The organism is Dolichospermum flos-aquae CCAP 1403/13F (assembly GCF_012516395.1).
In the GTDB taxonomy this organism is placed as follows: domain Bacteria; phylum Cyanobacteriota; class Cyanobacteriia; order Cyanobacteriales; family Nostocaceae; genus Dolichospermum; species Dolichospermum lemmermannii.
Genome location: NZ_CP051206.1, coordinates 171,017 through 197,224, shown reverse-complemented (window position 1 = coordinate 197,224; position 26,208 = coordinate 171,017). Strand labels below are relative to the sequence as shown.

Here is a 26,208-nt window from a genome sequence, read left to right as displayed (position 1 = left end):
GAGGTCATGCAATACTGCTAAATGAATCACCCTTAACCCAATCAAAAAACTGTAGTTTCTATTTTGTCCTAATTAGTACCCAAATATAAATCGCAAGGGCGATGCACAGATAACCTTTATCAGTCATATCTGCGCTAGTTTTTCTATGGCAAATATCAATCAATATTAAATTTTGGAGATGTCTAATGGTAACAACAACCTACGATCCCACTTTATTTCAAGGTGCTGCTTGGTACTATGCTCGTTATCGTGCCAAATATCCCCAAGCGTTGTTTGATTTACTAACAGATGTCTTTAAACTAGATGGTACAGGACGGCTACTTGATCTTGGCTGTGGTGCAGGATTAGTGGGGATTCCCTTTCATAAACGCTTTGCGGAAGTTGTGGGACTTGATCCTGATGCAGAAATGCTCAAAGAAGCCCAAGAGCAAGCCGGAGAAGCGGGAGCTACTAATATTCGCTGGATTCATGACAGAGCAGAATCAATTTCCGATGAATTGGGTAAATTTCAATTAGTCACAATGGGACGTTCTTTTCACTGGATGGAACGGGAATTGGTGCTGTCAAAACTAGATTCTTTAGTGGTTGATGGTGGTGCTATTGTTATCCTGCAAACTAACGAAAACGTTTGGGAAAGCGATCATCCCTGGAAAACTACAGTAATAAAAGTAGTTAAACGCTGGTTAGGAGAACGGAGACGCACAGGTAAAGGTGGAGAAGGTGAATGGAAACCTTTAGATGTACCTCATCAAGAAGTCCTCAAACAGTCATCTTTCTCTCGGATAGAAACCTACGAAGTGAGATCTTCTCTATCTTGGACAATTGATTCTTACATTGGCTACATCTATTCCACAGCCTTTGGTTTACCCTCTTTCTTTGGTGAAAACCGCGAGCAATTTGAGGCAGATTTAAGAGCCTCTTTGCTAGAAGTTGAACCCTCTGGAGAGTTTACCGAAGAGTTGCCATTTACAGCCGTAGTGGCTTGGAAAAAGAGTTAACAACCTCCTAAAAAATATAATACAAACCTAACCCCCCAACCCCCTTCCCTACTAGGGAAGGGGGAGTCAAAGCCTCTTCCCTGGCAGGGGAGAGGTTTGGAGAGAGGTTTTATATTTAATTGTGCCAAGCTACCTACCCAACCAAAATCTCAGAAATGTTGGGTTTCACTTCGTTCTACCCAACCTACGTAAACCCAGTTTATATTTACCAAAAAATAGCATAATGACTCAGAAAAAACAACTAAGATTAGGTGCATTTCTGTCAGTTACCGGACATCACGTAGCGGCTTGGCGATACCCCAATGCTCAAGCTGATGGTTTGAATTTTCAACATTACAAACAATTGGCAAAGACAGCAGAACGAGGCAAATTTGACATGATTTTCCTCGCTGATGGTGTGGCTGTTAGATATAGGGGTCAAAATCCTGAAGTTTTGAGCCGAAATGGTAAACTTGTGCATTTTGAACCCCTCACTCTACTGTCAGCTTTGTCTGTAGTGACGGAAAACATTGGGTTAACAGCGACAGTTTCCAGCACCTATAACGAACCCTTTCATCTAGCTCGTAAATTTGCTTCCCTAGACCATCTTAGTGGTGGCCGTGCAGGTTGGAATCTTGTGACTTCTGCCACAGAAGCCGAAGCCCTCAACTTCAACCGGGAAAAGCACATGGAGCATACACTGCGCTATGAGCGGGCTAAAGAATTTGTAGATGTTGTCACCAAACTTTGGGATAGTTGGGAGGATGACGCTTTTTTACATGATAAAGAGTCTGGTATTTACTTCGACCCTGATAAATTGCATATTCCTCATCACAAAGGAGAACATTTTTCAGTGAGGGGGCCATTGAATGTCGCTCGACCAATCCAAGGTTATCCGGTAATTATTCAAGCTGGGGCTTCTGAAGATGGTAGAAATCTGGCTGCACAAACGGCAGAAGTGATTTTTACAGCCCAGCAGACTCTGCAAGAGGCACAGGAATTTTATACTGATGTCAAAGGTAGATTAGCTCAATATGGGCGATCGCCTGATCATCTCAAAATTATGCCAGGTATATTCCCTGTTATCGGTAAAACTGAACAGGAAGCCAAGGATAAATTTGATCAAATTCAAGAATTAATTGATCCTGTTGTTGGTTTAAATTTACTTGGGGGAATGATTGGTGGGTTTGACCTTTCTGGCTACCCGTTAGATGGTCCATTACCCGAACTACCAGAAACCAACGGTGGGAAAAGTCGTCAAAAACTGCTTACTGACCTTGCCCATAGAGAGAATTTAACCATCAGACAACTATATTTATCTATTGCAGGGGCGCGGGGACATCGGCAAATATTGGGTACTCCAGCGCAAATTGCTGACCAGTTAGAAGATTGGTTTGTAAATGATGCTGCTGATGGTTTTAATATTATGCCGCCTTGGTTGCCAGGAGGGTTAGATGAGTTTGTAGATTTGGTAATTCCTGATCTGCAACGTCGCGGACTTTTCCGCACTGAATACGAAGCCAATACCTTGCGCGAAAATCTCGGTTTACCCCGTCCGGTAAATCAATTTAGTCAAGCTGTTAATGCTCCTGAATTGGCAAGTGTGGGTACATAGTTTTATTATGAAATAGGGTTTAGTAGTAAAATCCATAGCCCGACTGGGAATGAATTCCCAGTCTAATAGCGAAAGTCATCTAAAGATGACTAAATAACCATAAAAAATTTTAAATTCTTTAGTAAACTTCAGTTTACTTTGGCTATTAGACCGGAACTTAAGTTCCGGGCGGGTTTGGAAGCCAAACAAATATGTTTATTTCCAAAAAACCTAATTAAATCAAAATAAATAAATCTAATTCATGAAATTAATACAAAAACTTGGGTTTCCTTGGCAGTTTGATCTTCCCGCTTTTAAATCCCGCAATTATCGTCTTTATTTTACCGGACAAGGACTATCAATGACTGGCAACTTTATGACTCAAGTTGCTACACTTTGGTTAATTTATCGTTTAACTGATTCGGCTTTATTGTTAGGAATTGCCGGATTTTTAGGACAGTTACCAGTTTTTTTATTAGCTCCAATTTCCGGTATTCTGGCAGATCGTTATAACCGTTATCGGCTGTTACTATTATTTCAATGGATAGGAATTTCTATTTCCCTAATTCTGACACTGATCACATTTTTAGATTGGGCAAATTTTTGGACATTGCTAATTTTGAGTATGTTTTCAGGGTTGCTCAAAGGCTTAGATGTACCTGTCCGTCATGCTTTTGTGACTGATATGGTAAGTCGGGAATTGATGAGTAATGCGATCGCTCTCAATGCTGGTTTCCTGCATGGTGCGCGTCTCCTTGGACCCGCTTTAGGGGGAATTATCATTGCCAAATTCGGAGCTAAATATTGCTTTTTGTACGATAGTTTGAGCTACATTGCGGCAATTATCGCCATATTAGCAATGCGAATCACACCCCAAACTATCGAACCACAAACCAGTAATCCTTTACAAAAACTAAAAGAAGGTTTTGAATATGCTTATCAATACTTACCAATTCGTTCCATTCTCTTACTTCTAGCTACAGCCAGCTTAGTCACAACTGGTTATATTACACTTTTACCCATCTTCGCAGTTGAAATATTAAAAGGAGGAGCGGACACTTTAGGTTTTTTATCAGCTTCCGGTGCAACTGGCTCAATTTTAGCCTGTATTTACCTTAGTTTTCGTCATCATGTCACAGGTTTAGATAAACTCATTGCTTTTGGTCCATTCATGATGGGAATTGGTCTGATATTATTTTCTCAATCTCATGTTTTCTGGATTTCTCAGTTAATTTTAGTCTTAGTTGGTTGGAGTTCCACTTTACAAATAGCTGCTAGTAACACAGTATTGCAATTAATTGTAGAAAATAGTAAACGAGGTAGAGTTATGGGTTTTTATGCGATGTGCTTTATGGGAATGGCTCCTTTTGGTAATTTATTAGCAAATTAACTTAAAATACCAAGAAAATGGATAACAAAATTCGGGCAACTGGAAGTCACGGCTGCACAGGCAAAACCCACCTCCGTGGGTTTGAAGTTCCCGTAATCCGCGTAGGTGGAAGTAGTTTCTGGGTTAAATCCTAATGCTAAGTTAATTACTAATCCTACTGATTCTCTCCAAGATGGTAAACCAGTCAAAGCAATTGCATCCAAGAAGGGTAAAAAACCCAAAAATTAGTTTAAGGGATGAGGTAGTTAGACTACCTAATCATTAGTCATTAATAAATTTAGGTTATGGTATATTTCCTTGGCTAAGTACTTGCTTTTTAGCTAGATTTATGTAATTATAATATTAATCTACGGTAAGTCGGTAGACAAACAGTAGATTTAACCTTTGGGTATATTACCGCACGAATTAACCACTTATATTCTTTGACACTGATACTGGCAATTAAACTAAAGCTTTCAAGGAAAATTAAAGGTGTTGATCTGAGTGCAAACCTCAGTGACGACATCCTGAATCTGGGGAAACGGGTTTATTTATTGGTGGTTTTGTGCGGCAAATTCGCGGTTTATCTCCCACCGAATCAACCGATATTATTCGCTTGTTGCAATCTTATATTACACGACCTGAGAATACAGTGCGTTGGCGCTGGCAAGTTGGTGATGTGGCATTTTGGGATAACCGCGCTACTCAACATTATGCGATGCCTTCGGCGAGCGCAGCTATCGCAGATTATGGAGATCAACCCCGTCGGGTGCAGCGTGTAACCATTGCTGGTGATATTCCTTTAGGTATTGACGGTAAGTATAGTCAAGCCATTAAAGGAGATTCTGCGACATATATTCCCAGTCTTGTAGCAGCTTAACCTAACCCCCTAACCCCCTTCCCTAAGAGGGAAGGGGGGAAATTAAAACCTCTCTCCTACAAGGAGAGAGGTTTTAGGTTTAATTTAGTTACACCATTTAATTAATTTCACTAACTGTAATTTCAAAAATTTAAGGAATTGGATTTTATGGCCTTAACACCTTCGACAATGTTACCTTTGGGAACTTTAGCACCTAAATTTAATCTCCCAGATGTAGTAACAGGTAAAACAATTTCATTGGCAAATTTTGCTGATAAAAAAGTATTAGTAGTTATCTTTGTTAGTCGTCATTGTCCTTTTGTGCAACATATCAAATTTGAATTAGCAAAGTTAGGACAAGATTACAAAAATAGAAATGTAGGTATTTTAGCAATTAGTTCTAATGATATTAATACTCATCCTAATGATGCACCAGAACTACTTAAAGATTTTGCTGAGGAATTAGATTTATCCTATCCTTTGCTTTATGATGAAAGTCAAAAAGCGGCTAAAGATTTTTTTGCAGCTTGTACTCCCGACTTTTTTGTATTTAATGCTAATAGAAAGCTGGCTTATCGAGGACAATTAGATGATAGTCGTCCAAAAAATGATTTACCTGTGACTGGACAAGATTTGCGAAAAGCGATTAATTATGTTTTAGCTGATGAGGACATTACTTGGCAGCAAAAGCCGAGTATTGGGTGCAATATCAAATGGAAAGCAGGGAATGAGCCGGTTTATTATAAAGTTCCGGTAGCAGTTGGGTAGTTAGGGATTTTTTGGAGAAAACTGTTAATTAATGTAAAGATGTTTTAGGGAACGTCTCTACATTTTTTATTGAACTGAATTTAGATAAATCCTATTGATAAAATAAACTACCAGTTTGGGGTCATGAAATCTTCTAGAAAGAGATGTAGTAAGGGGTTTGAACAATTTTTCCTCGAAATAATAAACGTCATTTTATAGCTGCTAACCATTCATTGTAAATTTTTACTTTATTTGGTATAATTGTTTATTGTAATATTTTTGGTTTTAAACCAGTGTAATATGGCTCATCCTTTATATCAGAAAAGAATTGAAAATGACATTAAGCTGTTAGTTTCTACTTCATTTGAAGTAGAATCTATAAAACATAGGGGACTTAGAGGAGCATTTCGAGAAAGTATTTTAGGTCAAGTCATTAGAAAATATTTGCCATTTGGTTGGGATTTGGGTAGTGGTGAAATCGTTGATTCTGTAGGAAATTCATCATCGGAAGTAGATTTATTAATTTATAATAAATCAGCAATTCCTCCGGCGCTATTTTCTGAATCAGAAGGTTGCTACCCTATTGAGAGTTGTTATTATGTATTTGAAATAAAAACTACATCTACTGCTCAAGAAATTCAAACAACATTGGAAAAATTTAGAAGTCTAAGAAATCTGCAATCATTAAATTCAAAAATAAAACCTATTACAGTATATTTTGCTTATAATACAGATTTAACATCACAATCAGAATTTGAAAGATATAAAAAATATGATAAAAACTTTGATAATAATCCATTAATTGACGTTATATGCATTATTGGTAAAGGATATTGGTTTAATATTAAAACACCTGATTCAATTGGGTGGCATTTTTTTGAAGCAGAAAACAACAATTTTGAAGTAGGGTTATTTCTATCTGGAGTAGTTAATACAATTAATCCTCAACAAAAATTTGGCTATTATGTTATAAATAACGGATATAATCGGAAAATTATTTATTACAAAGATTTTGTTAGAAATTTTGTGATTACTTTTGAAAACTCAGAAGAGTTTACTGCTGGACATAGAGAGTATTCTAATGGTAATCATGAAATGGCAATTGATTGTTTTTCAAAGGTTATTTTGGATCAAAAAAAATTGGCTTCATTTTTAGTTAAATTTGGAATGGAAACGTTAGATGCAACTGGGAATGTGAAATATTTAAGCAAAGCTATCGAATTAGATAATGACTTAAAACACGATTACAGGTTGTTTGAAAGATTAGGTATTTCTTATTATAATCTTGCAAAAGCCAATTCAGAAAAATTTAGTAAGAATATTGAAGAATCAATCATAAATTTTCAACTGGCACTTGGGTTAAATCCAGGCAACCCAAATTTATCCAACTATTTAGCTAATGCAAAACAGCTTAATCAACATGAAAATTAAAGGAATAAAACGTGGTCAAAATATTGAGCTATTAGAACAACTTAATAACATTCCAGATGGAACAGAAATAATAATTGACTTAGAATTTATTGAAAAGCAAATACCAGAACCAAAAATACATTTAACAGAAGAAGAGAAATTAGCTAAATTAAATAAATTATTTGGTGCATGGAAAAATCAACCAGATTTAACAGAAATATTTGCAGAAATTGACCAATAACGCCATACTTACCAAGGTAGAGCATAGACTTAATTGATAATCATCAATAATTCCCTAACCCACAGCATATTCTGTAAACTTCCTCATAAAAGGAGACTGAAAACCCAATACAATATCCTCCTTTGGAACTCCCACAGCAACTAAATTCTCTGCAATATCATCTTCAGTACCATTCCATTGCAACCAAATTTTTTCACCCTTAATATCAATATGAATAATACAACTATGTATCCATTCTTGACCTTCCCAACCTACATGAACTATTTGATAGTGGTCACGTTGTGTATCAAAAATTGTCTCAACTTCTATATTTCCATTAGCAGGTTTTTGTTCGCTATATTCTTGTAAAATCTGCTGTACAAGCTGGCGATATTTAGTTAGTTTATCCATTCTGCAATCACCTCATGCTCTACATCATAAATAATCATTTTGACTTGATTCTCTTCAATCATATCTCTAGGAAAATCAAGATTAAAAAAAGTCTTATAGGTTGTTAAAGGTACTGCTAAATACAAAACCCGCTCTGGCTGTCGTCTCTTTAATGCACCTCTATAATTAATAAACTGTCCTAACGCTGTATGAAATTCCGAAATTGCAGACGACCTCTCCAAAAAACTTTTGATCTCAACAGCAATTTTTTCTCCTTCTCTTTCCGCCGCAATCAGCTTTTCAGCGGCTAAATCAATAGATAGATTTACCCCGCCTACACTAATTGATAGGGGATCATGAGTAATCTGCCAACCGTCCTTCTGTAGAGCTTTTTTGACAACTTCATGAAAGACATCTTTAGCCGACATACTTATCCCTAATTATATTTCCTACATAGATATTACGATATTAACGCATTTCTTTCTTTGCGCCTCTGCGTGAGACTATTTCCTTTATAAATCCTCATGCAACGCCCCCAACTTCCTAATCTCCGGCCAAATCATCGCCGTAGCTACCACCACCAAAATCGTCCCAATACCCCCACCAACCACAGAAAACACCGGACCAAATAAAGCCGCAGTCAAACCAGACTCAAAACCTCCCAACTCATTAGAAGCACTGATAAACACACTATTGATAGCCGCAACTCGACCCCGTAAATGGTCAGGAGTGCGAATTTGCACCAAAGTATGACGAATCACCACGCTAATGCTGTCTAACGCCCCACTTAATACCAACATCAACAACGACAGCCACACCCAACGGGATAAACCAAAAATAATTGTTACAATCCCAAACCCGACAACCGACCAAAGTAAGGCCGGCCCAGCTTTGCGGATAGGTGGCAAATATACCAACAATGCTGCCATAATTAATGCACCTATTGATGGGGCGGCTTGTAAATAACCTAATTCCACCGGACCAACGTGCAGAATATCTTTAGCAAAAACGGGTAATAATGCGACTGCACCACCCAGCAAAACAGCAAATAAATCTAGGGTGATAGCTGCGAGAATTAGTTGATTATTCCACACAAATTCAGCCCCAGCAGCTAGGGTTTTTAGGGATATTGGTTCTTTCTTAAAGTTAGTTTTTTGGGGTTTAATGGCTGCGGTGAGGAAAAAACACGATAGTGCAGCGATCGCCGATAATATATATACTCCCGTCGCACTCTTAAAAACAGCAATACTCAATCCTCCCAAAGCTGGCCCAATTACCGACGCTAATTGAAAACTACTACTATTCCAAGTCGCTGCATTGGTAAAAGCACTCATCGGTATTAACTGCCACATCAGCGCATCACCCGCAGGTTTGAGAAATGCCCTGGCTACACCTGTTAATAATAAGCAAGCATAAATTAGAAAAACTGCACCTTGATAATAGGAAATAGCCGCTAAAGTTAGAGAACAAAACATTAATAGCAGCATTGCCAATAAAGTAATCTTTTTGCGATCGCTTTTATCAGCAACGTGTCCCGTAATCAAAGTTAGGGCAATCATGGGGAGAACCTGCGCCAACCCGATTCCCCCTAAGGCCATCGCTGAATTTGTTCGCTCATATAGCTCCCAGCCCAGCGCGACGGTCTGCATTTGTCCCCCTGTGAAGAGGACTACACGCCCAATGGTAAAGAGCCGATAATCTCGAAATCTCATGGCTGCCAAAGGATCGTGTTGTGCAGCCTTACTGTTATGGTGAGTTGGTTTCTGTTTGCTCGAAGACATTTTTTAGTAGAGTCAAGCCTGATTCAATATGTGATACTTGCTCTGGTGTCAAACTCCCTAGAATCTCCGCAATTTCCCCGCGAGTTTTTTCCTGGGATTGCTCTAAAAGCAGTTTTCCCTCTCTCGTCAAATTCAGGACTACTCGTCGTCGTTCTTGAGGATTATCTGTCCGTTGCACCAGATTACGTTGGACTAATTTTTCTATAGTTGTGGATGCTGTAGCACAGGTGACTCCGAGATGATCTGCTACCTCAGACAAGGAAGCACCAGGATTGCGATTCAGAAAAGCAAGCGATCGCAATTGTGGTATAGATAAAGAGTCAGAACTGTGCGATCGCATTTCAGATCGGATAAACCGCATCAATAAGGGGACAGTTTCCATCACCCTAGCGGCACATTCTTCAGAGGGTTTATCCAAACTCATAAGACCGTTTTTCTCCAGATTACATTGCCACCCGTGGATAAAGTCGTCCACAGATGTAGGTTAAACCTATTAATGTTAGCAAGAGAATTGTACAATCTAACCCGAACCCATAAATACTTGAACCCTGTGCCAGCATTGCACCCCGTAAAGCATCCACTTCATAAGTTAAAGGATTCAAGTGGGAAATGAGCTTTAACCAAGTTGGCATCAATGAAATAGGATAGATGGCATTACTGGCAAAAAACAACGGCATGGTGATTAATTGCCCAATTCCCGTAAACCTTTCCCGCGATTTCACCAAACAACCAATGATGAGTGAAAATGTACAAAAACAAGCTGCTCCCAAAAATATGACTAGCACAACTTGCAGGAAAGCCAAAGGATTGAGATTGAGGTGTACACCCAACAAAAACGCTAAAAGGTAAATAAATACAACTTGGGAAAAACAACGAATCCCAGCCGCAAATGCTTTACCCAAGACAATCGCTGCACGGGGTATGGGTGCTACTAAGAATTTCTGCAAAATCCCTACATCACGTTCCCAAATTAACGTCATTCCCCCAGCAAAAATAGCAACAAACAGCGCACTTTGAGCCAAAATACCGGGAGTCATAAAATCCAAGTAAGGTAAATTACCTGTAGGGATAGCGCGAGTCCGGGTAAATACTTGCCCGAATATCAGCAACCATAAAGCCGGTTGTACAGCCCTGATAATTAAATCACTAGGATCATGGCGGAGTTTCCGCACCTCTAATTCAGTAATTACCAGGGTTTTAGTAAATAGTTCTTTGATGCCAGAAAAAATCCCTTTGGGGCGATTATATCTGGGTTCAGCCCAACCGTTGAGAGGTACGTCTGGTTCTTGCAGTTTCACTGTAACTCACTCCTGATACTAATTGATTTCCTGCGTAATGGATGAAGACATCATCTAAAGTTGCTTCTGGTTTACCGATAGCGGTTTTTAAGTCTGCGGGTGAACCGGTGATAATTTCTTTACCTTGGTTCATAATCACGACTCGATTACAAAGATTATCCGCTTCTTCTAAAAAGTGGGTGGTTAAAAAGATGGTTGTACCGTACTCAATCCGCAGTTGCTGTACAAGTTGCCATACTTGTGTTCTTGCAACTGGATCTAATCCGACTGTTGGCTCATCTAGAAATAAGATTTGGGGTTGATGTAAGATAGCTTGAGCAATTTCCAGTTTCCGAATCATTCCCCCAGAAAAAGTTCTCACTAAACGATGTGCTACATCCTCTAAACCCATAAATTCTAGCACTTCCGCGATTTGCTGTTTTCTGCGTCGAGGGGGAATATCATACAATTTAGAGAATATTAACAGATTTTCATAACCTGTTAAAGTCCCATCTGCCGATAAAGCCTGGGGTACATAACCTATGACTCTTCTGACTGCATCAGGTTGACGAGTCACATCATAACCGGCTAAGTATGCTTTCCCGCTACTGACTGGTAGCAAGGTAGTTAACATCTTAATTACTGTACTTTTCCCTGCACCATTGGGACCAAGTAAACCAAAAACTTCTCCCGATGCAACGGAGATATTTAAAGCATCAACGGCTGTTGATTTTTCAAAGCGGCGCGTCAGTTCCAAGGTTTGCAATATTACTGACTTTGGAACTTGTGCAGGTATTTCCGCAGATTCTATTCTTCCCGTAAGTTTCGTCACGAGTAGGATTTACTTCCTTATTCAAATAATTAGAGTATCTAAATATTAGTTTGACATATTTTCTCTAAAAGTCAAGAGCTATTGGGTAAGAGCGATTCCTACGGAGCGGTTCGCTATCGCTTTCAGAATTGGTGTAGGCGATCGCTATACTATTCTTATGGATAGATTATTTAAACCAATATGGACTGGACAACACCACTCAAGGCACAACAGACTGATTTTATTCCAAGACTTAAATCTGCTAAATTACTCCATTGTGACGAAAAAGGCCAGCATAGTGAATTAACTGTCATTTCTGGTCAAAGGTTAGACCAATTACGGGATTTTTGCTGGGAAATGGCTGAAAAATATAGACGAACTTCTCGCGTCGCTATTCGTGATGTTTTTATCAACAATATGAAGGGGAAGTTAGCTGAGGAAGTTGTTAAATCCCGTTTAGCTGATTTTGTCACAGAAGTTGACTATGAAAAGCGCGTTGGTGGTGATGGAAAAGTTGATTTTACCTTAACTTCTGACTCATCAATTGGTATTCAGGTTAAAGCCCGTAATGGCAATTTTGATAAAATTCAATGGTCAATTAGTCGAGAAGAAATTGAAAAAAATGCTGTTCTAGTTTGTATTTTAATTCAAGAGGAAGTCAGCGAAGCTCAGGCTGAATACAATCTGATTTTGGCGGGATTTTTACCAACTAATATGATTACCTCGAATACTGGTAAAGTCTTGCTAGGAATAGATGAATTGCTTTATTCTGGGGGTTTACGCAGCTATTTAGAAAGTTTGACATCTTCTGAAGCTGACGAATATATTCGCTTGGGTAATGAGTGTCTTGAGAAAGAAGATTATCAAGGTGCTTTTGGTTATTATACTCAAGTATTGCAACTGAAACCAAATAATGAAGATGCTTATTTTAGGCGGGGATTTGTCCGTTCTAAATTAGGAGATAAGCAGGGTGCAATTGAGGATTATACTCAGGCTATCAAGATTGATCCTAACTATTTCAAAGCTTACTGCATCCGAGGACTTGCCCGTTATGCATTAGGAGATAAGCAGGGTACAATTGATGATTTGACTCAGGCTATAAAGATTAATCCCAATTATGTAGTAAGCATCTACATCCGGGGAAATACCCGTTCTGATTTAGGAGATAAGCAGGGTGGAATTGAGGATTTGACTCAGGCTATAAAGATTAATCCCAATTATGTAGATGCTTACAACAAGAGAGGATTTGCCCGTTATGAATTAGGAGATAAGCAGGGTGCAATTGATGATTACACTCAGGTTATCAAGATTAATCCCAATTATGTAGATGCTTACTTAAACCGAGGATTTGTCCGTGATGAATTAGGAGATAAGCAAGGAGCAATAGATGATTACAACCAAGTGATCAGAATCAATCCTAACGATGCCCAAGCCTACAACAACCGGGGAAATGTCCGTAATGAATTAGGAGATAAGCAAGGAGCAATAGATGATTACAACCAAGCTATCAAGTTTAATCCTAACTTTGCTCTAGCCTACTACAACCGGGGAGTTGTCCGTTATGAATTAGGAGATAAGCAAGGAGCAATAGATGATTACAACCAAGCTATCAAGATTAATCCTAACTATGCTGGTGCCTACACCAACCGGGGAGTTGTCCGTTATGCTTTAAGAGAAGGAGATAAACAGGCTGCAATTAAAGATTTCCAAACAGCCGCAAATATATATAAAAAAGAAGGTAAGGAAACAGACTATCAAAAGACTATAGAGATGATCAGAGAAATTAACAAATAATGAATATAAGTTAAGCCAGGTACGAAAGATCCCCGACTTCTTAATTAAATTTTTTGTAAATAATAAAGATCATTCAAAGAAGTCGGGGATCTCAAAGTATTGAATACAACACAAAAAAAATTTCAAATATCCTCTTACGGAAAATTCATAACTGCTATATAATAGGAGTCTAAATTATTTCCCAGATTTTACTCAAAATTAAAATTTAATGACTAGGTTTATACATGATAAATTCGCCAAAGACTATCTAGAAGAATTATTAAAAGATTACGGAGAAGTCAAAGCATCAGAAAAAGTCTCAGGAGAAATTAAAGAAATTGATGTTTTATTCACACCTGCTAAACAACAAACTTCTAAATTACAAATACTGGGCTTACTAGGAAGACTTGCCGAAAATCCTGCAATAATAGAACCATACCGCAATCCAGCTTCTACCGATGAAATCTGCGACTGTATTCTCAAGTTATTAGAAGTCAAGGCTTTATTGCGACGAGAAGCCAAAGCCAATAAAATCAAACTTCAGGAGTCAGAAATTCCTAAATTGTGGATTTTAACCCCCACCATATCTGAAACTCGTTTATCTAGCTTTGGAACTATCCAAAAAGAAGATTGGTTATCGGGAGTACATTTTTTAGCAGATGCCTTGCGAACAGCAATTGTGGCAATACACCAACTACCACAAACACCAGATACTTTATGGTTGAGGCTTTTGGGTAGGGGAAGCGTACAATCACAAGCAATTATCGAGTTGCAGGCGTTACCATTAGATCACCCTTACCAAAAAGCCACCCTGGAATTAGTTTACAACTTGCGCGAAAATTTGAGAGTAAATCAACAACTAGAAACAGATGATAGGGAGTTAATTATGCGACTAGAACCACTTTATCAAAGAAATAGAGAACAAGCTAAAGAAGAAGGAAGAGAAGAGGGAAGACAAGAAGGAAGACGAGAAGGAAAGCAAGAAGGAAAGCAAGAAGGAGAAAAAAACTTAATACTGCGTCTACTACATCGTCGGATTGGGGAAATTGATTCGTTATTAATCGAGCGAATTACAGGATTATCAATTGAACAGTTAGAAAACTTAGGAGAGGCATTATTAGACTTTTCTAGTGTTGCTGATTTAGAAGCTTGGTTAACCCAACACTCAATCTAATTCATTTTGATTATTAGGGAGTTAATCATGCAATTAGAACCATTTTTGAAACAACCTATACTTGTCATAATCTAAAAACATTAAATCAGGTAGGTTGGGTTGACATTAGGAAACCCAACACTTACAGACGTTTGTTGGGTTGCGCTGTCGCTTAACCCAACCTACAAAAACTCTTAACCAAACAGTATTGTAATTATTAATAAGTTCCACTTACTAAACTAAAAGGGTGTAATGCAATAGAAAAACCTATTTAAAATATCAAATCCTAAAAACATGAACAACTTTAAAACTCTTTGTAAAACTCTAGCTATTAGTACAGGAATATTTTTATTATCTGTGCCTACTACCTACGGGATACCACCAAAACCGTTGTTAACTGCCAAAACAACTTACAATCAAACAGGTTCTTGGGACGCAACTTATTATTTTACAATTAAATTACCAGAATCTCTGGCTAATTGGCAACTGCAACAGGTTGTTTTAACACAAATAGAAGGTATAGAAAATATTAAATTCAATCAGAAAGACAGTTTTGCTTTCGTAGAAGCAAGTGGACAAAAAGAAAAGATAGGTATTACACTAAGCAAAAGTTCAACTCAACCACAAACTATCATTGCTACTTTTGATAAACCAGTTTCTGCAAATCAAACAATTACTATCGGTTTAAAACCTTTTTATAATCCCACCAGCGAAGGTATTTATCTATTTCGAGTTCATGTTATTTCCTCTGGTGAAAAGACAAATAATTTAGTTGTGGGAACTGCTCGTTTACAATTTTACAATGATTTTGATAATCATCTATTTTATTACAGGTAAAGTGGTTATAAATTGCTGATTTTTCATACAAATTTAGCAATATCCATCAATTAGTTAAGAATGCTAGACGACAATTATTCAGCAGCACATTTAATTCTTCTGCAACTTGTAACGGATTTTTACTTAACATTACAGCTTCATGAGGATTTCTCCCTGTTTTCTTTACAGCAGAAATTGCATCTTGATTAGAAAATCCCCGCACAGTAACTAACCAAGCTGCTAATATATGTCCAGTCCGGCCAATTCCACCAGCACAATGCACAACTACTTTTTCATTTTGTTGATTTGCTGTGATTAAAAAAGGCAGTATTTTTTGTGTGAGTGTTTCTAAATCAGATAAATGAAAATCTTCAATTGGTGTCCAACAAACTTGTTGATTACCAAATTCTTGCCGATATGTATCTAAAAGATGGGCATAATTAGCTAGTTGTTTTTCACTAAGTAAACAGCAAATCCGCTGTATGTTTCGGGATTTCATAAACTCAATCCAATCATATACCTGATTATCCTTATATCCAGGTTGAGAAGCACCAAAAACTATTGTTTCCTGTTCCCAAGCAGCAGCAAATTTGTACATCTACGGTAAATTTCAAGAATATTTACTCTTATTCGCACCTTATTGTTTTTGCCTAAAAGAAACTACCATTTCATTCAATGCTTCCATATCAATTAAAAAAGCATCATGTCCGTGACTTGACTTAAGCAACCCCAGTTGAGCATTAGGAATTAAATCTACTAATTCTTGTTGTTCTACTGGAGGATAAAGAACATCAGAATCAATCGCTACAACTAAAGTTGGTTGTTTGATACTTTGCAAAACAGATTGATAATCTTTCCTATTCCAACTAACATCATGACTATCCATTGCATGAGTTAATGTAATATAAGTATTAGCATCAAAACGTTCTATTAGTTTTTGACCTTGATATTGTAAATAACTAGATATGGCAAACTGATTAGATTCATCCTGCTGTCTACCAAAACGATTTGTAAAACTGTCCCAATAACGATAAGTAATCATTGCCATCATCCGCGCTACTGCTAATCCTTGGACTGGTGGTGCATCAGTTGTATAGTTCCCACCTTGCCAATTTGGATCAATATAAATTGCCTGTCTTTGGGCTTCACTCAAGCCAATAGACCATGCTGAATGTCTTCCAGGTGATGCCATTGGTGCGATCGCTCTCACCCGTTCTGGATACAATAAAGCCCATTCTAAAACCTGCATTCCACCCAGCGAACCACCAATTGCTAACCGTAGAGATTGAATATCTAAATATTCTAATAGTGCAGCTTGGAGGTTAACCATATCCCTAATTGTAATTCTGGGAAAAGATCCACCATAAACCTTTCCTGTATTTGGGTTAATAGAAGTTGCTCCAGTTGTACCGTAACAACTTCCTAAAATGTTGCTGCACACAATAAAATCCTGGTCAGAATCAAAAACTTTCCCTGAACCAAATAAATCTCCCCACCAGTCGTCAGCGTCAGCAGAACCAGTTAAAGCATGACAAATTAAGACCCCATTATCGCGGTTTGCGTTTAAGTTTCCCCAGGTACGATAAGCAACCTGAACACCAATTAATACTTCACCAGATTCTAATGAAAATGGTGCTGACAATTGGTAAAACTGGTTTTTTGATGAAATGAAGTCTAAGTATTTCATAAAATTAGCAATTAGCTATAGATCCCCAGATCCCCGACTTCTTTAAGAAGTCGGGGATCTTTTTCTTTTGGTATATTAGCCAGAAACCTTCTTAAATGCCTGTTCAAAATCCTCCTTAATATCGTCAATATGTTCAATTCCCACAGATACCCGCACTAAATCAGGTGTTACACCAGCCGAAATTTGTTCACTATTACTTAGCTGTTGATGAGTTGTAGAAGCAGGATGAATTACCAAAGTTTTAGCATCACCGACATTTGCTAAATGACTGGCTAATTTTACATTACTAATAAAAGCTTTACCTGCTTCTAATCCACCTTTGATACCAAAATTAAGAACGCCACCAAAGCCATGTCGAAGATATTTTTTAGCGCGTTCATGATATGGATGATTGGGAAGTCCTGGATAATTAACCCATGCTACTTGCTCTTGTTGTTCTAACCATTTAGCTAATTCTAAAGCATTGTTGATATGACGTTCTACACGCAGGGAAAGAGTTTCTAATCCTTGCAGTAATAGAAAAGCGTTAAATGGACTCAATGCTGCTCCTAAATCTCGTAATCCTTCGACTCTGGCACGAATAATAAAAGCAATGTTACCAAATTGACTACCTTTCCCAAATACTTCTTGAAAATTCAATCCATGATAACCGGGGGAAGGTTCAGTAAATAGGGGAAATTTGCCGTTACCCCAATCAAATTTACCAGAATCAACTATCACGCCACCAATAGATGTACCATGTCCTCCAATCCATTTAGTAGCAGATTCTACGATAATATCTGCACCATGTTCAATTGGTCGTGCTACATATCCACCTGCACCGAAGGTATTATCTACAATTAAAGGAATGCCGTTTTCATGGGCAATTTGAGCTAAAACAGCAAAGTCTGGGATATTAAATTGGGGATTACCAATGGTTTCGACATACAAAGCTTTTGTGTTTTCATCAATTGCCTGACGGAAATTTTCTGGATCATCTCCTTCCACAAATTTGACGTTTATTCCTAATCGTGGAAGAGTAACTTTGAACTGGTTATAAGTTCCCCCATAGAGGAAACTGGTAGCAACAATATTATCTCCTGCTTGAGCGATCGTACTTATTGCTAAAAATTGTGCTGCTTGACCGCTTGCAGTGGCTAAAGCTGCGACACCCCCTTCTAAAGCTGCAATTCTTTTTTCAAATACATCCGTTGTCGGATTCATGATCCGGGTATAAATGTTACCGAACTCCTGGAGAGCAAATAACCGCGCTCCATGTTCAGCATCATCAAAAACGTAGGAAGTAGTTTGATAAATTGGTACAGCGCGGGCATTAGTACCAGGTGCAGGTTCTTGTCCAGCATGGATTTGTAGGGTTTCAAAACGATAATTTTCTGACATAGTTAGTATTTAAATAGGTTGACTATCAAAACATGAAATTCGGACTTACGCAAAACCTCTCAAACTCTTATTTCTCCGTGTCCTCTGCGCCTCTGCGGTTCGTTTATCCGTAATTTCTACGTAAGTTCTAGAAATATTGAAACTCACACTCCATACTGTTTAAACCATACCTGGAGTCTTTGCCAACCATCCTGGGCTTCTTTTTCGCGGTAAGAAGGGCGATAATCGGCAAAAAAGGCGTGAGGTGCATCAGGATAAACAATTATCTCTGATTTACTGCTGCTAGATTTGAGTTTTTCTCGTATTTGTTCTACTGTGTCCACAGAAATACCTGTATCTTGACCTCCATAGAGTCCCAGCACAGGGACCTTTAACTCAGAAGCAATATCAACGGGATGTTTAGGCTGTAGTTCGGTAACATTGCCTACTACTCTACCGTACCAAGCCACACCTGCTTTGACGTTGGGATTATGTGCTGCATATAGCCAGGTAATTCGACCACCCCAGCAAAAACCCGTAATTGCTAATTTATCAGCGTTACCCTTGGCTGATTTTACAGCCCAAGTAACAATATCATCTAAATCTGATAGAACTTGAGCATCGGGAACTTTGGATACAATTACGCGAATTTCGTCAATATTGGTTAATTTTGACACATCACCTTGACGGATAAATAGTTCAGGTGCGATCGCTAAATACCCTAATTTAGCAAAGCGTCTAACAACATCCTGTATATGTTCATGAACACCAAATATTTCTTGAATTACTAAAACAATGGGGAAATTTTCACCTTTTTCTGGTTGCGCTCTATATGCCGGAATTTCCCCACCCTCAACGGGAATTTTCACCCCTCCCGCAATTAATCCTTTTGTATCTGTGGTAATTACTTTAGCAAAAACAGGTTGTACGGCTAAAGCAAAACCAGTTGTTAAGGCAGCAGTGGCAATAAATTCACGCCGTGTTATTTCTTTGATCATTTTTAATTACCTTGATTTATTTTTTTCTCACGCAGAGGTGCTCCAGACACAGAGAGAGTAAAGGCAGATTTTTAGAAATAATTGATAATTAGTAATTTTTCTATTACCAATTACCAGATTATTTATTATTTTGCCAAACTATTTCCTTAACATTGACTTCTTTAGGAATCAATTTGATCTTATAGAAAGCATCAGCAACTTCTTGTTGTTTCGTAATTACTTCATCTGTTAGGGGTAATACACCATATTCACGCCGCTTTTCGGCTATTTCTAAAACAGCCGCATCTATCCCTAATATAGGTGATAGTAACTTAGCAACTTCAGGTGGATTATTTTTTGCCCAGTCGCTTACTTTCTTGACTTCATCAATAACCGTTTTTAGAGTATCTAAATTGCTATCAGCAAAAGATTTAGCAGCAAGATAATAACCACGATTAGGTGCTAATCCAGTCGCATCTGTTAAAGTGCGGACACTTATTGCTTTCTCTGCTGCGGCTAAATAAGGGTCCCAAATAGCCCAAGCATCCACCTTTTTACTTTCAAAAGCAGCGCGAGCATCGGCTGGTTTAAGACCCATAGGTTCGATATCTTTATATTGTAATCCTGCTTTTTCCAATGCTTTTACTACTAAATAGTTAGTATTAGAGCCTTTAGCAAAAGCAACTTTTTTACCTTTGAGATCAGCCACACTTTTAATAGGTGAATCTTGACGAACAATAATCGCTTCTGCTTTGGTACTCAAGGGATCATAAGCAACATAAACAAACGGTGTACCTCCTGATTGAGCAAATACAGGGGGTGCTTCTCCTGTGTAACCAAAGTCAATACTTCCCGCATTTAAAGCCTCTAACATGGGTGGACCTGCGGGAAATTCAGTCCAAGTGACAGAAGCACCAGAGGCTTTTAAAGCTTTTTCTAATTCTCCTTTGGCTTTTAATGCGTAGAGGACAGTTGCAGCTTTTTGATAGCCAATACGAACCACTATACTGTTAGAGTTTGGACTTGAATTAGTAGTTTCAGTTGTTTGTGCTGTCTGATTTGTCCCAGTATTGTCCCTTGTGTTGGGAGAGCAAGCGGAAATAACAAAAGTCAAACTCAGTCCAACTGCAAATAGTAAGGAAAGAGTGTGGATGTTCTGCTTTTGATATTTTTTTAGGAAGGTGATTCCAGCTTCCAATAGTCGGAATGGAGAAAATTTAGTCAACATTACTCTGGTGGTTAAGGTCAATAGAATATTTGGACTCAAGTTAATTTATCACAAAACTACAGTATATCAATCAGTTTACCGTATTTTTTTCTTAGAGTATCACATAGAGGTTATTTTTGTTGCTTTTTCTAGTGATCTGTGAGATGCTTGATTTTGAATCAACAGTATTTGTATCAAGATACCGTATTTTAACTAATCAAGGGATGTTCGCTATGGCAAGTAAATTAGAAGGAAAAGTCGCCATTGTTACCGGGGCTTCTTCGGGAATTGGGGAAGCTACGGCTATTTCACTCGCAGCAGAAGGAGCAAAAGTAATAATTGCAGCTAGAAGGGGAGAGCGTTTAGAAGCAGTAGCAAAACATATTACTGAAAATGGTGGACAAGTATTACCTGTTGTTGCAGATATTACCAATGAAGTACAGGTTAAAAATCTGATCCAAAAAGCTCATGCAGAATTTGGGCGCGTAGATATTTTAGTTAACAATGCAGGTATATCATTTCCAGGTAGGATTGAAAATGCAGATCCGTCAAACTGGCGGAAAATGATTGATATTAATGTTTTGGCGTTAATGTACGCAACTCACACAGTTTTACCTATTTTTAAAGCGCAAAAATCAGGACATATCGTTAATATTTCATCTGTCGCTGGACGCATTGCCCGTGCAGGAATGGCGGCTTACAATGTCACTAAATGGGGTGTAAATGCCTTTTCGGAAGCATTAAGACAGGAAGTATATCAAGATAATATCCGCGTTACTATCATCGAGCCTGGTTTAGTAGAAACAGAAATTGATCAGCATATTACCGATGTAGTAGCAAAGCAGGAAATTGCAGCCAGACGGAAAGCAATTACACCATTACAAAGTGAAGATATCGCAGCAGCAATAGTTTATGCTGTTACCCAACCACAGCACGTAAATGTGAATGAAATCTTGATTCGTCCAACTCAGCAAGATCGGTAATGACTATACCTGAAAATAGATAATATTAATGTTAGAAGAAAATAGCACATCATTAAAGAAAAGCAACAAAATATTTGCTTTTTTGAAAATCTCACCTGCAATTAAATCACCCAATTTATTTGGTTTTCTCATTGGGGAAAGCGTGTCTTTTTTCGGCTCTTGGATGACACAAATTGCCCTAGTATGGATGGTTTATCAATTAACAAATTCAGCTATGTTAGTTGGCGTTGCAGGCTTCACTAATCAAGCAATGGGCTTGGTTATTACACCATTGGTAGGAGTATTACTAGATAGATGGAATTTAAAATATGTTTTGTTAACCACTCAGATAGTATCTATTATTTTATCCTCACTACTAACTTTTTTAACTGTTAGTAATCAGATAAATTTTACAGATATTATTATCATTGGTATTCTTCAAGGCATAGTCAAAGCTTTTGATTTACCAGCACGTCAAGTAACTATTCCTAGATTAGTAGAAAATAGAAGTGATACTTATAGTGCAATGGCTGTACATTCATTTTTAATTAATACAGCTAAATTTGTCAGTCCGATGATTGGGGGTTTGATAATTGCTAAAAATGGAGCATGGTTATGTTTTTTAGTAGATGCTATTAGCTACTTACCTTTTTTGTTCGCTATTTTGACTATGCAAATTAAACCAAATATCTATAGCTTATCAAAATCTAGCTCTAACTCTAAAAAGATTTGGCATAACCTTAAAGAAGGATTTGTTTTTGTATACAACTTCATACCAATTAAGTTCATTTTAATCTTGCAAATTACAGTTTGCTTTATGGCAATGACTTATGTTAATTTGATGCCGATATTTGCCAAAGAAGTATTAAAAGGTAATGCAGAAACAATGGGTTTTTTGATGACTTCCACAGCTTTTGGCTCTATCTTTTCTGGTATTTATTTAATGAGGCGTAAACAAGCAATAGGACTGGAAAAAGTTATGGCAATTTCTACTTTAGTGCTAGGATTATCATTAATATTATTTTCTCGCTCAACACGACTAGAAATTTGTTTAGTATTAATCTTTATTGTCGGATTAACTAATACCTTAACTCTAGCTTCAATTAGTAATTTTGTGCAAGTAATTCTAGTGGAAGAAGATAAAAGAGGACGAGTAACCAGTATATTTATGACTACTTTTTTGGGAATACTACCTTTTGGTAATTTATTTTTTGGAGGATTAGCAAATTATATTGGCGTTGCTAATGCCTTATTATTTGGTGGTGTTTGTTGTATTTTGGGAGCTTGTTTTTTTGCTAGGCAAATCTCAGAAATTAGAACGGTGGTAAACCCCATATATCAAGAAATGGGATTAATTTCTTAGTCAGCATAGAACTTACAAATGATGTTATCGAAGCCGTGATTATTATGTGTGTAGAGGTAATTTATGAATTATCCCTACTTTGGTGATTTTTTGCGTATAGCCTATTTCATTCAAATTCAGATCCCTGACTTCTTAGAGAAGTCGGGGATCTTTTTGTTCATAAAATTTAGAATTACTATATTACCTAAATACTTCAAATAAATCTTGAGAAAAATAATAAATGTGTTGGAAAATACTTGATTTTCAGATTTTTTGTGTAAAGATAATATGTAAATACGTAATTCCGATAGAAATACGAGAGTTTTTGCTTCAGCAGAATAAAAATTATCAATTTTGTAAACTCTAAATATTTCAGCCATGAAAATACCATTTTTACCACAACGCCGCACAGTTTTAAACCGATTTGTTCAATATTCACTACTAGGATTGTTTACTCTATCTACACCCTTGACAGGTAGTTTATTACAAACAAGCCAAGCCCAGACAAAATCTGGATTTAGTTCTAAAGTTATCAACTTGGCTTATCAAACCTCTGGGGATATTGTCAAAGTCAAAAAAGTTGTTGAGCCACGTTTTAAAGAATTAGGTGTAACTGTGAATTGGGTTGGACCATTTCCAGCAGGTCCACAACTAATAGAAGCCATGAATGCAGGTAAAGTTGATATTGGTACAGTGGGAGAAACACCACCAATATTTTCCCAAGCTGCTGGTGTCACAGAAGTGATTTATATTTCTGGGCGTGTACCCAGTAAAGGATTAGGACAAGGTATTATTGTCAGAGCCAATTCTCCTATTAGAAAATTAGCGGATATTAAGGGTAAAAAAGTTGCTTTTCAACGGGGATCAAATGCCCACTACTTATTAGCAAAAGCCTTAACAGAAGTAGGTTTAAAGATTAGTGATATTCAAGTTGTGGGACTAACTCCATCTGAAGCTCGTGATGCTTTTATTCAAAATAAAGTTGAAGTTTGGGTAGGTGGTGATCCCTTTTTAGCTCTTGTCGAAAAAACCATCCCTATTCGTAATCTCAGAAATGCTTCAGGGATTAATACTCTCGGCGGATTTTATCTGGGTAGAAAGGAGTTTATCACCAAAAATTCTGAATTGGTAAGAGTATTTTTAGAAGAAGCAGATAAAGTTGGAGAATGGGCTGATAAAAACCCAAAAGAAGTCGCTCAAGCTTTTGCACCTGAGTTGAAAATTGATGTAGACGTTTTAGAAAAAGTATCTCGTCGAACTACTCGTCGGTTAAGAAGACTGACACCTGCAATTATTGCTGAACAACAGAAAGTTGCTGATTTTTATTTTGAAGAAAAAATCATTCCCCGCAAGATAAATGTCAAGGACGCAACTCCTTCACCTCAATTAACTGAAGCTATTACACCTAAACGACTGAAATAATTACTGTCTGAATCAGGATGTCCAAGATTAAGGGATTAACAGGATGAAAACAAAAATTTGCTTACCAAACGTTTAACTTTGGGAAAGCGGTACTAGCAGTCCCTCAATTACCTAGCCAATATTTCACTTTTTAGCTATTTAGAGAATCTCATGCAAGAAAACCGCAATTTTGATCAAGATTCACAGCATCCCTATAATGCTAATTTGGGTAGTAACCGTTCATCTTTTGGTCGTTTTACTAGACGTTCATTTTTTGTTCGTAGTAGTTTGCTAACTGCGGCTGGTTTTGTCGCTGGAGTTACAGGAGTATCTTTGTCTGGAAAAGAGGGAGGAGATATTGCCCAAGCCCAGGATATAAAGCCGAATAACTACCGTAAGTGGCTAGAAAAAGCCTATAAAGTGCGTGTAGCAGCAGCCAAAGCCAACCTGGATCTTCCCATTCCTCCCCATACCACCAACGGCGATGAAGAACGCTATCCGAATAAAATTGGCTCTGATTCTAGGGGATTACCACATAATAAGCTAGGTGAGGTTGATCTCAAAGCCTATGAGTCTTTAACTAGAGCAGTAACAACCGGCAATCATGAAGACTTTGAAAAGGTGATTATAGGCGGTACGCGGAAGCTGGTGAATGCTCAAGGACCTTTAGCAGTCAGCCTAGAAGGACTAAGTCCGCTTCAAGTACCAGTACCAACACCAGTAGCTTTAGCTAGTGCTGAACGAGCGGCTGAGGCTATTGAGCTTTATTGGCAATCTTTATTACGGGATGTACCGTTTCATAAATTCCAAAATAACACCGATGATCCTTTGGTCTTGGCGGCTGTTGAAGAACTAGACAAGCTCGAAGGTTTCAAGGGACCCAGAATTAACGGCCGTGTTACACCCCAAAGTCTATTTCGTGGGATTGTTACCTACCTCGATAACAGTGATAAGTCTGGTAGAACACCAAAGCACGTGACTCCTCCTGGGGTATTGGTTGGTCCCCATATATCCCAATTTGCCTTATTAAATGCTCCTTCGGGCGTTCAATATGTTCCTGCTGTAATTCGGACTGCTCTGCCTGGAAATGACTTCCTCACCGATTACGAAGAATGGCTGAATGTGCAGAATGGTGGTACGCCTAAATCTATTAAGTATGACCCTGTACGTCGTTACATATCCACAGTTCGTGATTTATCGGAATTTTCCCATGCGCCTGGTCCAGTATTCGCTAGTTCGTCTCAAATTTTGGCTACAGCCCGCAATGCCAATGACCCATTGAGCGGTGGTATTGGCGCACCCTTGAATTCAGGTAATCCATTTGTGAAATCAAAGACTCAACAGGGCGGTAACGGGTCTTTTGCGGTAGGACATTTACAAGCTTTACTGGGTCTGGGTACATCTCGTGCAATTAGGGCTGCCTACTGGACGAAGTTTTATGAACACCGCATTTTGCGTCCTGAAGCTTATGCTGGATTGGTTCACAATAATACTGTTAATAAAACTCAGTATCCTGTCCATCGAAATATATTGAACTCTAAAGCTTTAGCTCGGAGTTTTAGCAAATTTGGCACCTATTTGTTAGCCCATGGATACCCGGAAGGTTCACCTATCCATTCTTCTTATGTTGGTGGGGCAGCTGCAATTGCTGGTGTGAATGTCACACTATTAAAAGCATATTTTGACGAAGATTTTGTCATCCCCAACCCTGTAGTTCCAGATCCCAATGATCCTACTAAGGTAATTTCCTATACAGGTGAGCCTTTAACGGTGGGTGGTGAGTTGAATAAGCTGGCAACTAATTATGCCCTTGGTCGGGGTCATGGTGGTATTCACTGGCGTACAGATGGTTCTGCTGGTTTGGCTTTAGGTGAAGCAGTTGCTATCAGTCTTCTCCGAGATGAAAGACTGGGTTACAACGAAAAATTTAACGGCTTTACCTTAACCAAGTTTGATGGTACTAAAATCACTGTTTAAGTATCAAAGGCGGGCAACCCCCGCCACAAATAGCACTGAGCAGACTTGTCTTTTAGGTTAATTTATGGGACATTACTATTTGTAACTCCATAAAATTTATCGGTTTACCGTAAATTAAT

General features: G+C 38.0%; 25 protein-coding genes and 1 pseudogene. 14 read left to right on the top strand and 12 right to left on the bottom strand.

The genetic code is table 11. The features are described 5' to 3' along the window. Nucleotides 1–185 precede the first annotated feature (185 nt). The 3 genes from HGD76_RS01035 (at nt 186) to HGD76_RS01025 (ending at nt 3,961) form a co-directional block, all read left to right on the top strand. Nucleotides 186–998: a class I SAM-dependent methyltransferase gene (locus tag HGD76_RS01035; protein WP_168694712.1), complete on the top strand. Its 813-nt coding sequence runs from the start codon at nt 186–188 to the stop codon at nt 996–998. Between the two features lie 223 nt (nt 999–1,221). After that, on the top strand, nt 1,222–2,592 hold the full coding sequence (locus tag HGD76_RS01030) for an LLM class flavin-dependent oxidoreductase (protein WP_168694711.1): 1,371 nt from the start codon (nt 1,222–1,224) through the stop codon (nt 2,590–2,592). 241 nt (nt 2,593–2,833) lie between these two features. After that, the gene (locus tag HGD76_RS01025) at nt 2,834–3,961 is read left to right on the top strand and encodes an MFS transporter (protein ID WP_168694710.1); all 1,128 of its coding nucleotides are present in this window, start codon (nt 2,834–2,836) and stop codon (nt 3,959–3,961) included. Here HGD76_RS01025 and HGD76_RS01020 read toward each other — a convergent pair. Further along, nucleotides 3,958–4,182: a hypothetical protein gene (locus HGD76_RS01020; RefSeq protein WP_168694709.1), complete on the bottom strand. Its 225-nt coding sequence runs from the start codon at nt 4,180–4,182 to the stop codon at nt 3,958–3,960. The two genes, HGD76_RS01025 and HGD76_RS01020, sit on opposite strands and share 4 nt — an antisense overlap. A gap of 281 nt (nt 4,183–4,463) precedes the next feature. Here HGD76_RS01020 and HGD76_RS01015 point away from each other — a divergent pair. The 4 genes and pseudogenes from HGD76_RS01015 to HGD76_RS01000 form a co-directional block, all read left to right on the top strand. Continuing rightward, a pseudogene (locus HGD76_RS01015) lies at nt 4,464–4,820 on the top strand (TauD/TfdA dioxygenase family protein); the annotation flags it as partial. Nucleotides 4,821–4,967: 147 nt separating this feature from the next. Then, complete coding sequence (locus tag HGD76_RS01010) at nt 4,968–5,567, top strand: thioredoxin family protein (protein WP_168694708.1); 600 nt, start codon at nt 4,968–4,970, stop codon at nt 5,565–5,567. Between the two features lie 279 nt (nt 5,568–5,846). Beyond that, nucleotides 5,847–6,977 (top strand): DUF6602 domain-containing protein, encoded by a 1,131-nt coding sequence (locus HGD76_RS01005; RefSeq protein ID WP_168694707.1) that lies wholly within the window; start codon nt 5,847–5,849, stop codon nt 6,975–6,977. Beyond that, a complete protein-coding gene (locus tag HGD76_RS01000) occupies nt 6,967–7,197 on the top strand; it encodes a hypothetical protein (protein WP_168697319.1) in 231 nt (76 codons plus the stop codon). The genes HGD76_RS01005 and HGD76_RS01000 overlap by 11 nt, the downstream gene beginning before the upstream one ends. Before the next feature lie 54 nt (nt 7,198–7,251). Here HGD76_RS01000 and HGD76_RS00995 read toward each other — a convergent pair whose 3' ends face one another. The 6 genes from HGD76_RS00995 to HGD76_RS00970 all read right to left on the bottom strand — a co-directional run bounded on the left by HGD76_RS00995 (nt 7,252) and on the right by HGD76_RS00970 (nt 11,456). After that, nucleotides 7,252–7,587, bottom strand: coding sequence for a XisI protein (locus tag HGD76_RS00995; protein WP_168694706.1), 336 nt, complete (start codon nt 7,585–7,587; stop codon nt 7,252–7,254). Next, the gene (locus tag HGD76_RS00990; protein ID WP_168694705.1) at nt 7,575–7,994 is read right to left on the bottom strand and encodes a XisH family protein; all 420 of its coding nucleotides are present in this window, start codon (nt 7,992–7,994) and stop codon (nt 7,575–7,577) included. Before HGD76_RS00990 ends, HGD76_RS00995 begins: the two co-directional genes overlap by 13 nt. Nucleotides 7,995–8,078: 84 nt before the next feature. Further along, nucleotides 8,079–9,347, bottom strand: coding sequence for an MFS transporter (locus HGD76_RS00985; protein WP_168694704.1), 1,269 nt, complete (start codon nt 9,345–9,347; stop codon nt 8,079–8,081). After that, nucleotides 9,313–9,771 (bottom strand): MarR family winged helix-turn-helix transcriptional regulator, encoded by a 459-nt coding sequence (locus tag HGD76_RS00980; protein ID WP_168694703.1) that lies wholly within the window; start codon nt 9,769–9,771, stop codon nt 9,313–9,315. Before HGD76_RS00980 ends, HGD76_RS00985 begins: the two co-directional genes overlap by 35 nt. 19 nt (nt 9,772–9,790) lie before the next feature. Next, entirely contained in the window at nt 9,791–10,645 is an 855-nt protein-coding gene (locus HGD76_RS00975) for an ABC transporter permease (RefSeq protein ID WP_168694702.1), read from the bottom strand. Then, nucleotides 10,602–11,456 (bottom strand): ATP-binding cassette domain-containing protein, encoded by an 855-nt coding sequence (locus tag HGD76_RS00970; protein WP_168694701.1) that lies wholly within the window; start codon nt 11,454–11,456, stop codon nt 10,602–10,604. The genes HGD76_RS00975 and HGD76_RS00970 overlap by 44 nt, the downstream gene beginning before the upstream one ends. Before the next feature lie 180 nt (nt 11,457–11,636). Here HGD76_RS00970 and HGD76_RS00965 point away from each other — a divergent pair, with 180 nt between their 5' ends. From HGD76_RS00965 to HGD76_RS00955, 3 genes are all read left to right on the top strand, one after another. Further along, nucleotides 11,637–13,229, top strand: coding sequence for a tetratricopeptide repeat protein (locus tag HGD76_RS00965; RefSeq protein ID WP_168694700.1), 1,593 nt, complete (start codon nt 11,637–11,639; stop codon nt 13,227–13,229). A gap of 208 nt (nt 13,230–13,437) precedes the next feature. Then, nucleotides 13,438–14,382: a DUF4351 domain-containing protein gene (locus tag HGD76_RS00960; protein ID WP_168694699.1), complete on the top strand. Its 945-nt coding sequence runs from the start codon at nt 13,438–13,440 to the stop codon at nt 14,380–14,382. Nucleotides 14,383–14,655: 273 nt separating this feature from the next. Beyond that, entirely contained in the window at nt 14,656–15,198 is a 543-nt protein-coding gene (locus HGD76_RS00955; protein ID WP_168694698.1) for a DUF2808 domain-containing protein, read from the top strand. A 46-nt stretch (nt 15,199–15,244) separates the two neighbouring features. Here HGD76_RS00955 and HGD76_RS00950 read toward each other — a convergent pair whose 3' ends face one another. The 5 genes from HGD76_RS00950 to HGD76_RS00930 all read right to left on the bottom strand — a co-directional run bounded on the left by HGD76_RS00950 (nt 15,245) and on the right by HGD76_RS00930 (nt 20,428). After that, the gene (locus HGD76_RS00950; protein ID WP_168694697.1) at nt 15,245–15,775 is read right to left on the bottom strand and encodes a protein-tyrosine phosphatase family protein; all 531 of its coding nucleotides are present in this window, start codon (nt 15,773–15,775) and stop codon (nt 15,245–15,247) included. Between the two features lie 39 nt (nt 15,776–15,814). Continuing rightward, nucleotides 15,815–16,864 (bottom strand): homoserine O-acetyltransferase MetX, encoded by a 1,050-nt coding sequence (metX, locus tag HGD76_RS00945; protein WP_168694696.1) that lies wholly within the window; start codon nt 16,862–16,864, stop codon nt 15,815–15,817. A 75-nt stretch (nt 16,865–16,939) separates the two neighbouring features. Next, complete coding sequence (locus HGD76_RS00940) at nt 16,940–18,244, bottom strand: O-acetylhomoserine aminocarboxypropyltransferase/cysteine synthase family protein (RefSeq protein WP_168694695.1); 1,305 nt, start codon at nt 18,242–18,244, stop codon at nt 16,940–16,942. A gap of 143 nt (nt 18,245–18,387) precedes the next feature. After that, nucleotides 18,388–19,218, bottom strand: coding sequence for a dienelactone hydrolase family protein (locus HGD76_RS00935; protein WP_168697318.1), 831 nt, complete (start codon nt 19,216–19,218; stop codon nt 18,388–18,390). A gap of 121 nt (nt 19,219–19,339) precedes the next feature. Next, a complete protein-coding gene (locus tag HGD76_RS00930) occupies nt 19,340–20,428 on the bottom strand; it encodes a sulfonate ABC transporter substrate-binding protein (protein WP_168694694.1) in 1,089 nt (362 codons plus the stop codon). A gap of 212 nt (nt 20,429–20,640) precedes the next feature. On the opposite strand from HGD76_RS00930, the gene HGD76_RS00925 reads away from it, so the two are divergent. The 4 genes from HGD76_RS00925 to HGD76_RS00910 all read left to right on the top strand — a co-directional run bounded on the left by HGD76_RS00925 (nt 20,641) and on the right by HGD76_RS00910 (nt 26,089). Further along, nucleotides 20,641–21,390, top strand: coding sequence for an SDR family NAD(P)-dependent oxidoreductase (locus HGD76_RS00925; protein WP_168694693.1), 750 nt, complete (start codon nt 20,641–20,643; stop codon nt 21,388–21,390). 82 nt (nt 21,391–21,472) lie between these two features. Then, entirely contained in the window at nt 21,473–22,732 is a 1,260-nt protein-coding gene (locus HGD76_RS00920) for an MFS transporter (protein ID WP_233466995.1), read from the top strand. Nucleotides 22,733–23,089: 357 nt separating this feature from the next. Further along, a complete protein-coding gene (locus HGD76_RS00915) occupies nt 23,090–24,133 on the top strand; it encodes an aliphatic sulfonate ABC transporter substrate-binding protein (protein ID WP_168694691.1) in 1,044 nt (347 codons plus the stop codon). Between the two features lie 150 nt (nt 24,134–24,283). After that, nucleotides 24,284–26,089 carry a vanadium-dependent haloperoxidase gene (locus HGD76_RS00910; protein ID WP_168694690.1) on the top strand — a complete coding sequence of 602 codons (1,806 nt, stop codon included), beginning with the start codon at nt 24,284–24,286 and terminating at the stop codon, nt 26,087–26,089. Nucleotides 26,090–26,208: the final 119 nt, after the last annotated feature.

Bases quoted from the DNA above. Each gene is read 5' to 3' on its own strand.
- HGD76_RS00910 (WP_168694690.1), top strand. From the start codon at position 24,284: ATGCAAGAAAACCGCAATTTTGATCAAGATTCACAGCATCCCTATAAT.
- HGD76_RS00985 (WP_168694704.1), bottom strand. From the start codon at position 9,347: ATGTCTTCGAGCAAACAGAAACCAACTCACCATAACAGTAAGGCTGCA.
- HGD76_RS01010 (WP_168694708.1), top strand. From the start codon at position 4,968: ATGGCCTTAACACCTTCGACAATGTTACCTTTGGGAACTTTAGCACCT.
- HGD76_RS00950 (WP_168694697.1), bottom strand. From the start codon at position 15,775: ATGTACAAATTTGCTGCTGCTTGGGAACAGGAAACAATAGTTTTTGGT.
- HGD76_RS00995 (WP_168694706.1), bottom strand. From the start codon at position 7,587: ATGGATAAACTAACTAAATATCGCCAGCTTGTACAGCAGATTTTACAA.
- metX (WP_168694696.1), bottom strand. From the start codon at position 16,864: ATGAAATACTTAGACTTCATTTCATCAAAAAACCAGTTTTACCAATTG.
- HGD76_RS00965 (WP_168694700.1), top strand. From the start codon at position 11,637: ATGGACTGGACAACACCACTCAAGGCACAACAGACTGATTTTATTCCA.
- HGD76_RS00930 (WP_168694694.1), bottom strand. From the start codon at position 20,428: ATGTTGACTAAATTTTCTCCATTCCGACTATTGGAAGCTGGAATCACC.
- HGD76_RS00955 (WP_168694698.1), top strand. From the start codon at position 14,656: ATGAACAACTTTAAAACTCTTTGTAAAACTCTAGCTATTAGTACAGGA.
- HGD76_RS01000 (WP_168697319.1), top strand. From the start codon at position 6,967: ATGAAAATTAAAGGAATAAAACGTGGTCAAAATATTGAGCTATTAGAA.
- HGD76_RS00980 (WP_168694703.1), bottom strand. From the start codon at position 9,771: ATGAGTTTGGATAAACCCTCTGAAGAATGTGCCGCTAGGGTGATGGAA.
- HGD76_RS01025 (WP_168694710.1), top strand. From the start codon at position 2,834: ATGAAATTAATACAAAAACTTGGGTTTCCTTGGCAGTTTGATCTTCCC.
- HGD76_RS00925 (WP_168694693.1), top strand. From the start codon at position 20,641: ATGGCAAGTAAATTAGAAGGAAAAGTCGCCATTGTTACCGGGGCTTCT.
- HGD76_RS00940 (WP_168694695.1), bottom strand. From the start codon at position 18,244: ATGTCAGAAAATTATCGTTTTGAAACCCTACAAATCCATGCTGGACAA.
- HGD76_RS00915 (WP_168694691.1), top strand. From the start codon at position 23,090: ATGAAAATACCATTTTTACCACAACGCCGCACAGTTTTAAACCGATTT.
- HGD76_RS01035 (WP_168694712.1), top strand. From the start codon at position 186: ATGGTAACAACAACCTACGATCCCACTTTATTTCAAGGTGCTGCTTGG.
- HGD76_RS00960 (WP_168694699.1), top strand. From the start codon at position 13,438: ATGACTAGGTTTATACATGATAAATTCGCCAAAGACTATCTAGAAGAA.
- HGD76_RS01030 (WP_168694711.1), top strand. From the start codon at position 1,222: ATGACTCAGAAAAAACAACTAAGATTAGGTGCATTTCTGTCAGTTACC.
- HGD76_RS00990 (WP_168694705.1), bottom strand. From the start codon at position 7,994: ATGTCGGCTAAAGATGTCTTTCATGAAGTTGTCAAAAAAGCTCTACAG.
- HGD76_RS01005 (WP_168694707.1), top strand. From the start codon at position 5,847: ATGGCTCATCCTTTATATCAGAAAAGAATTGAAAATGACATTAAGCTG.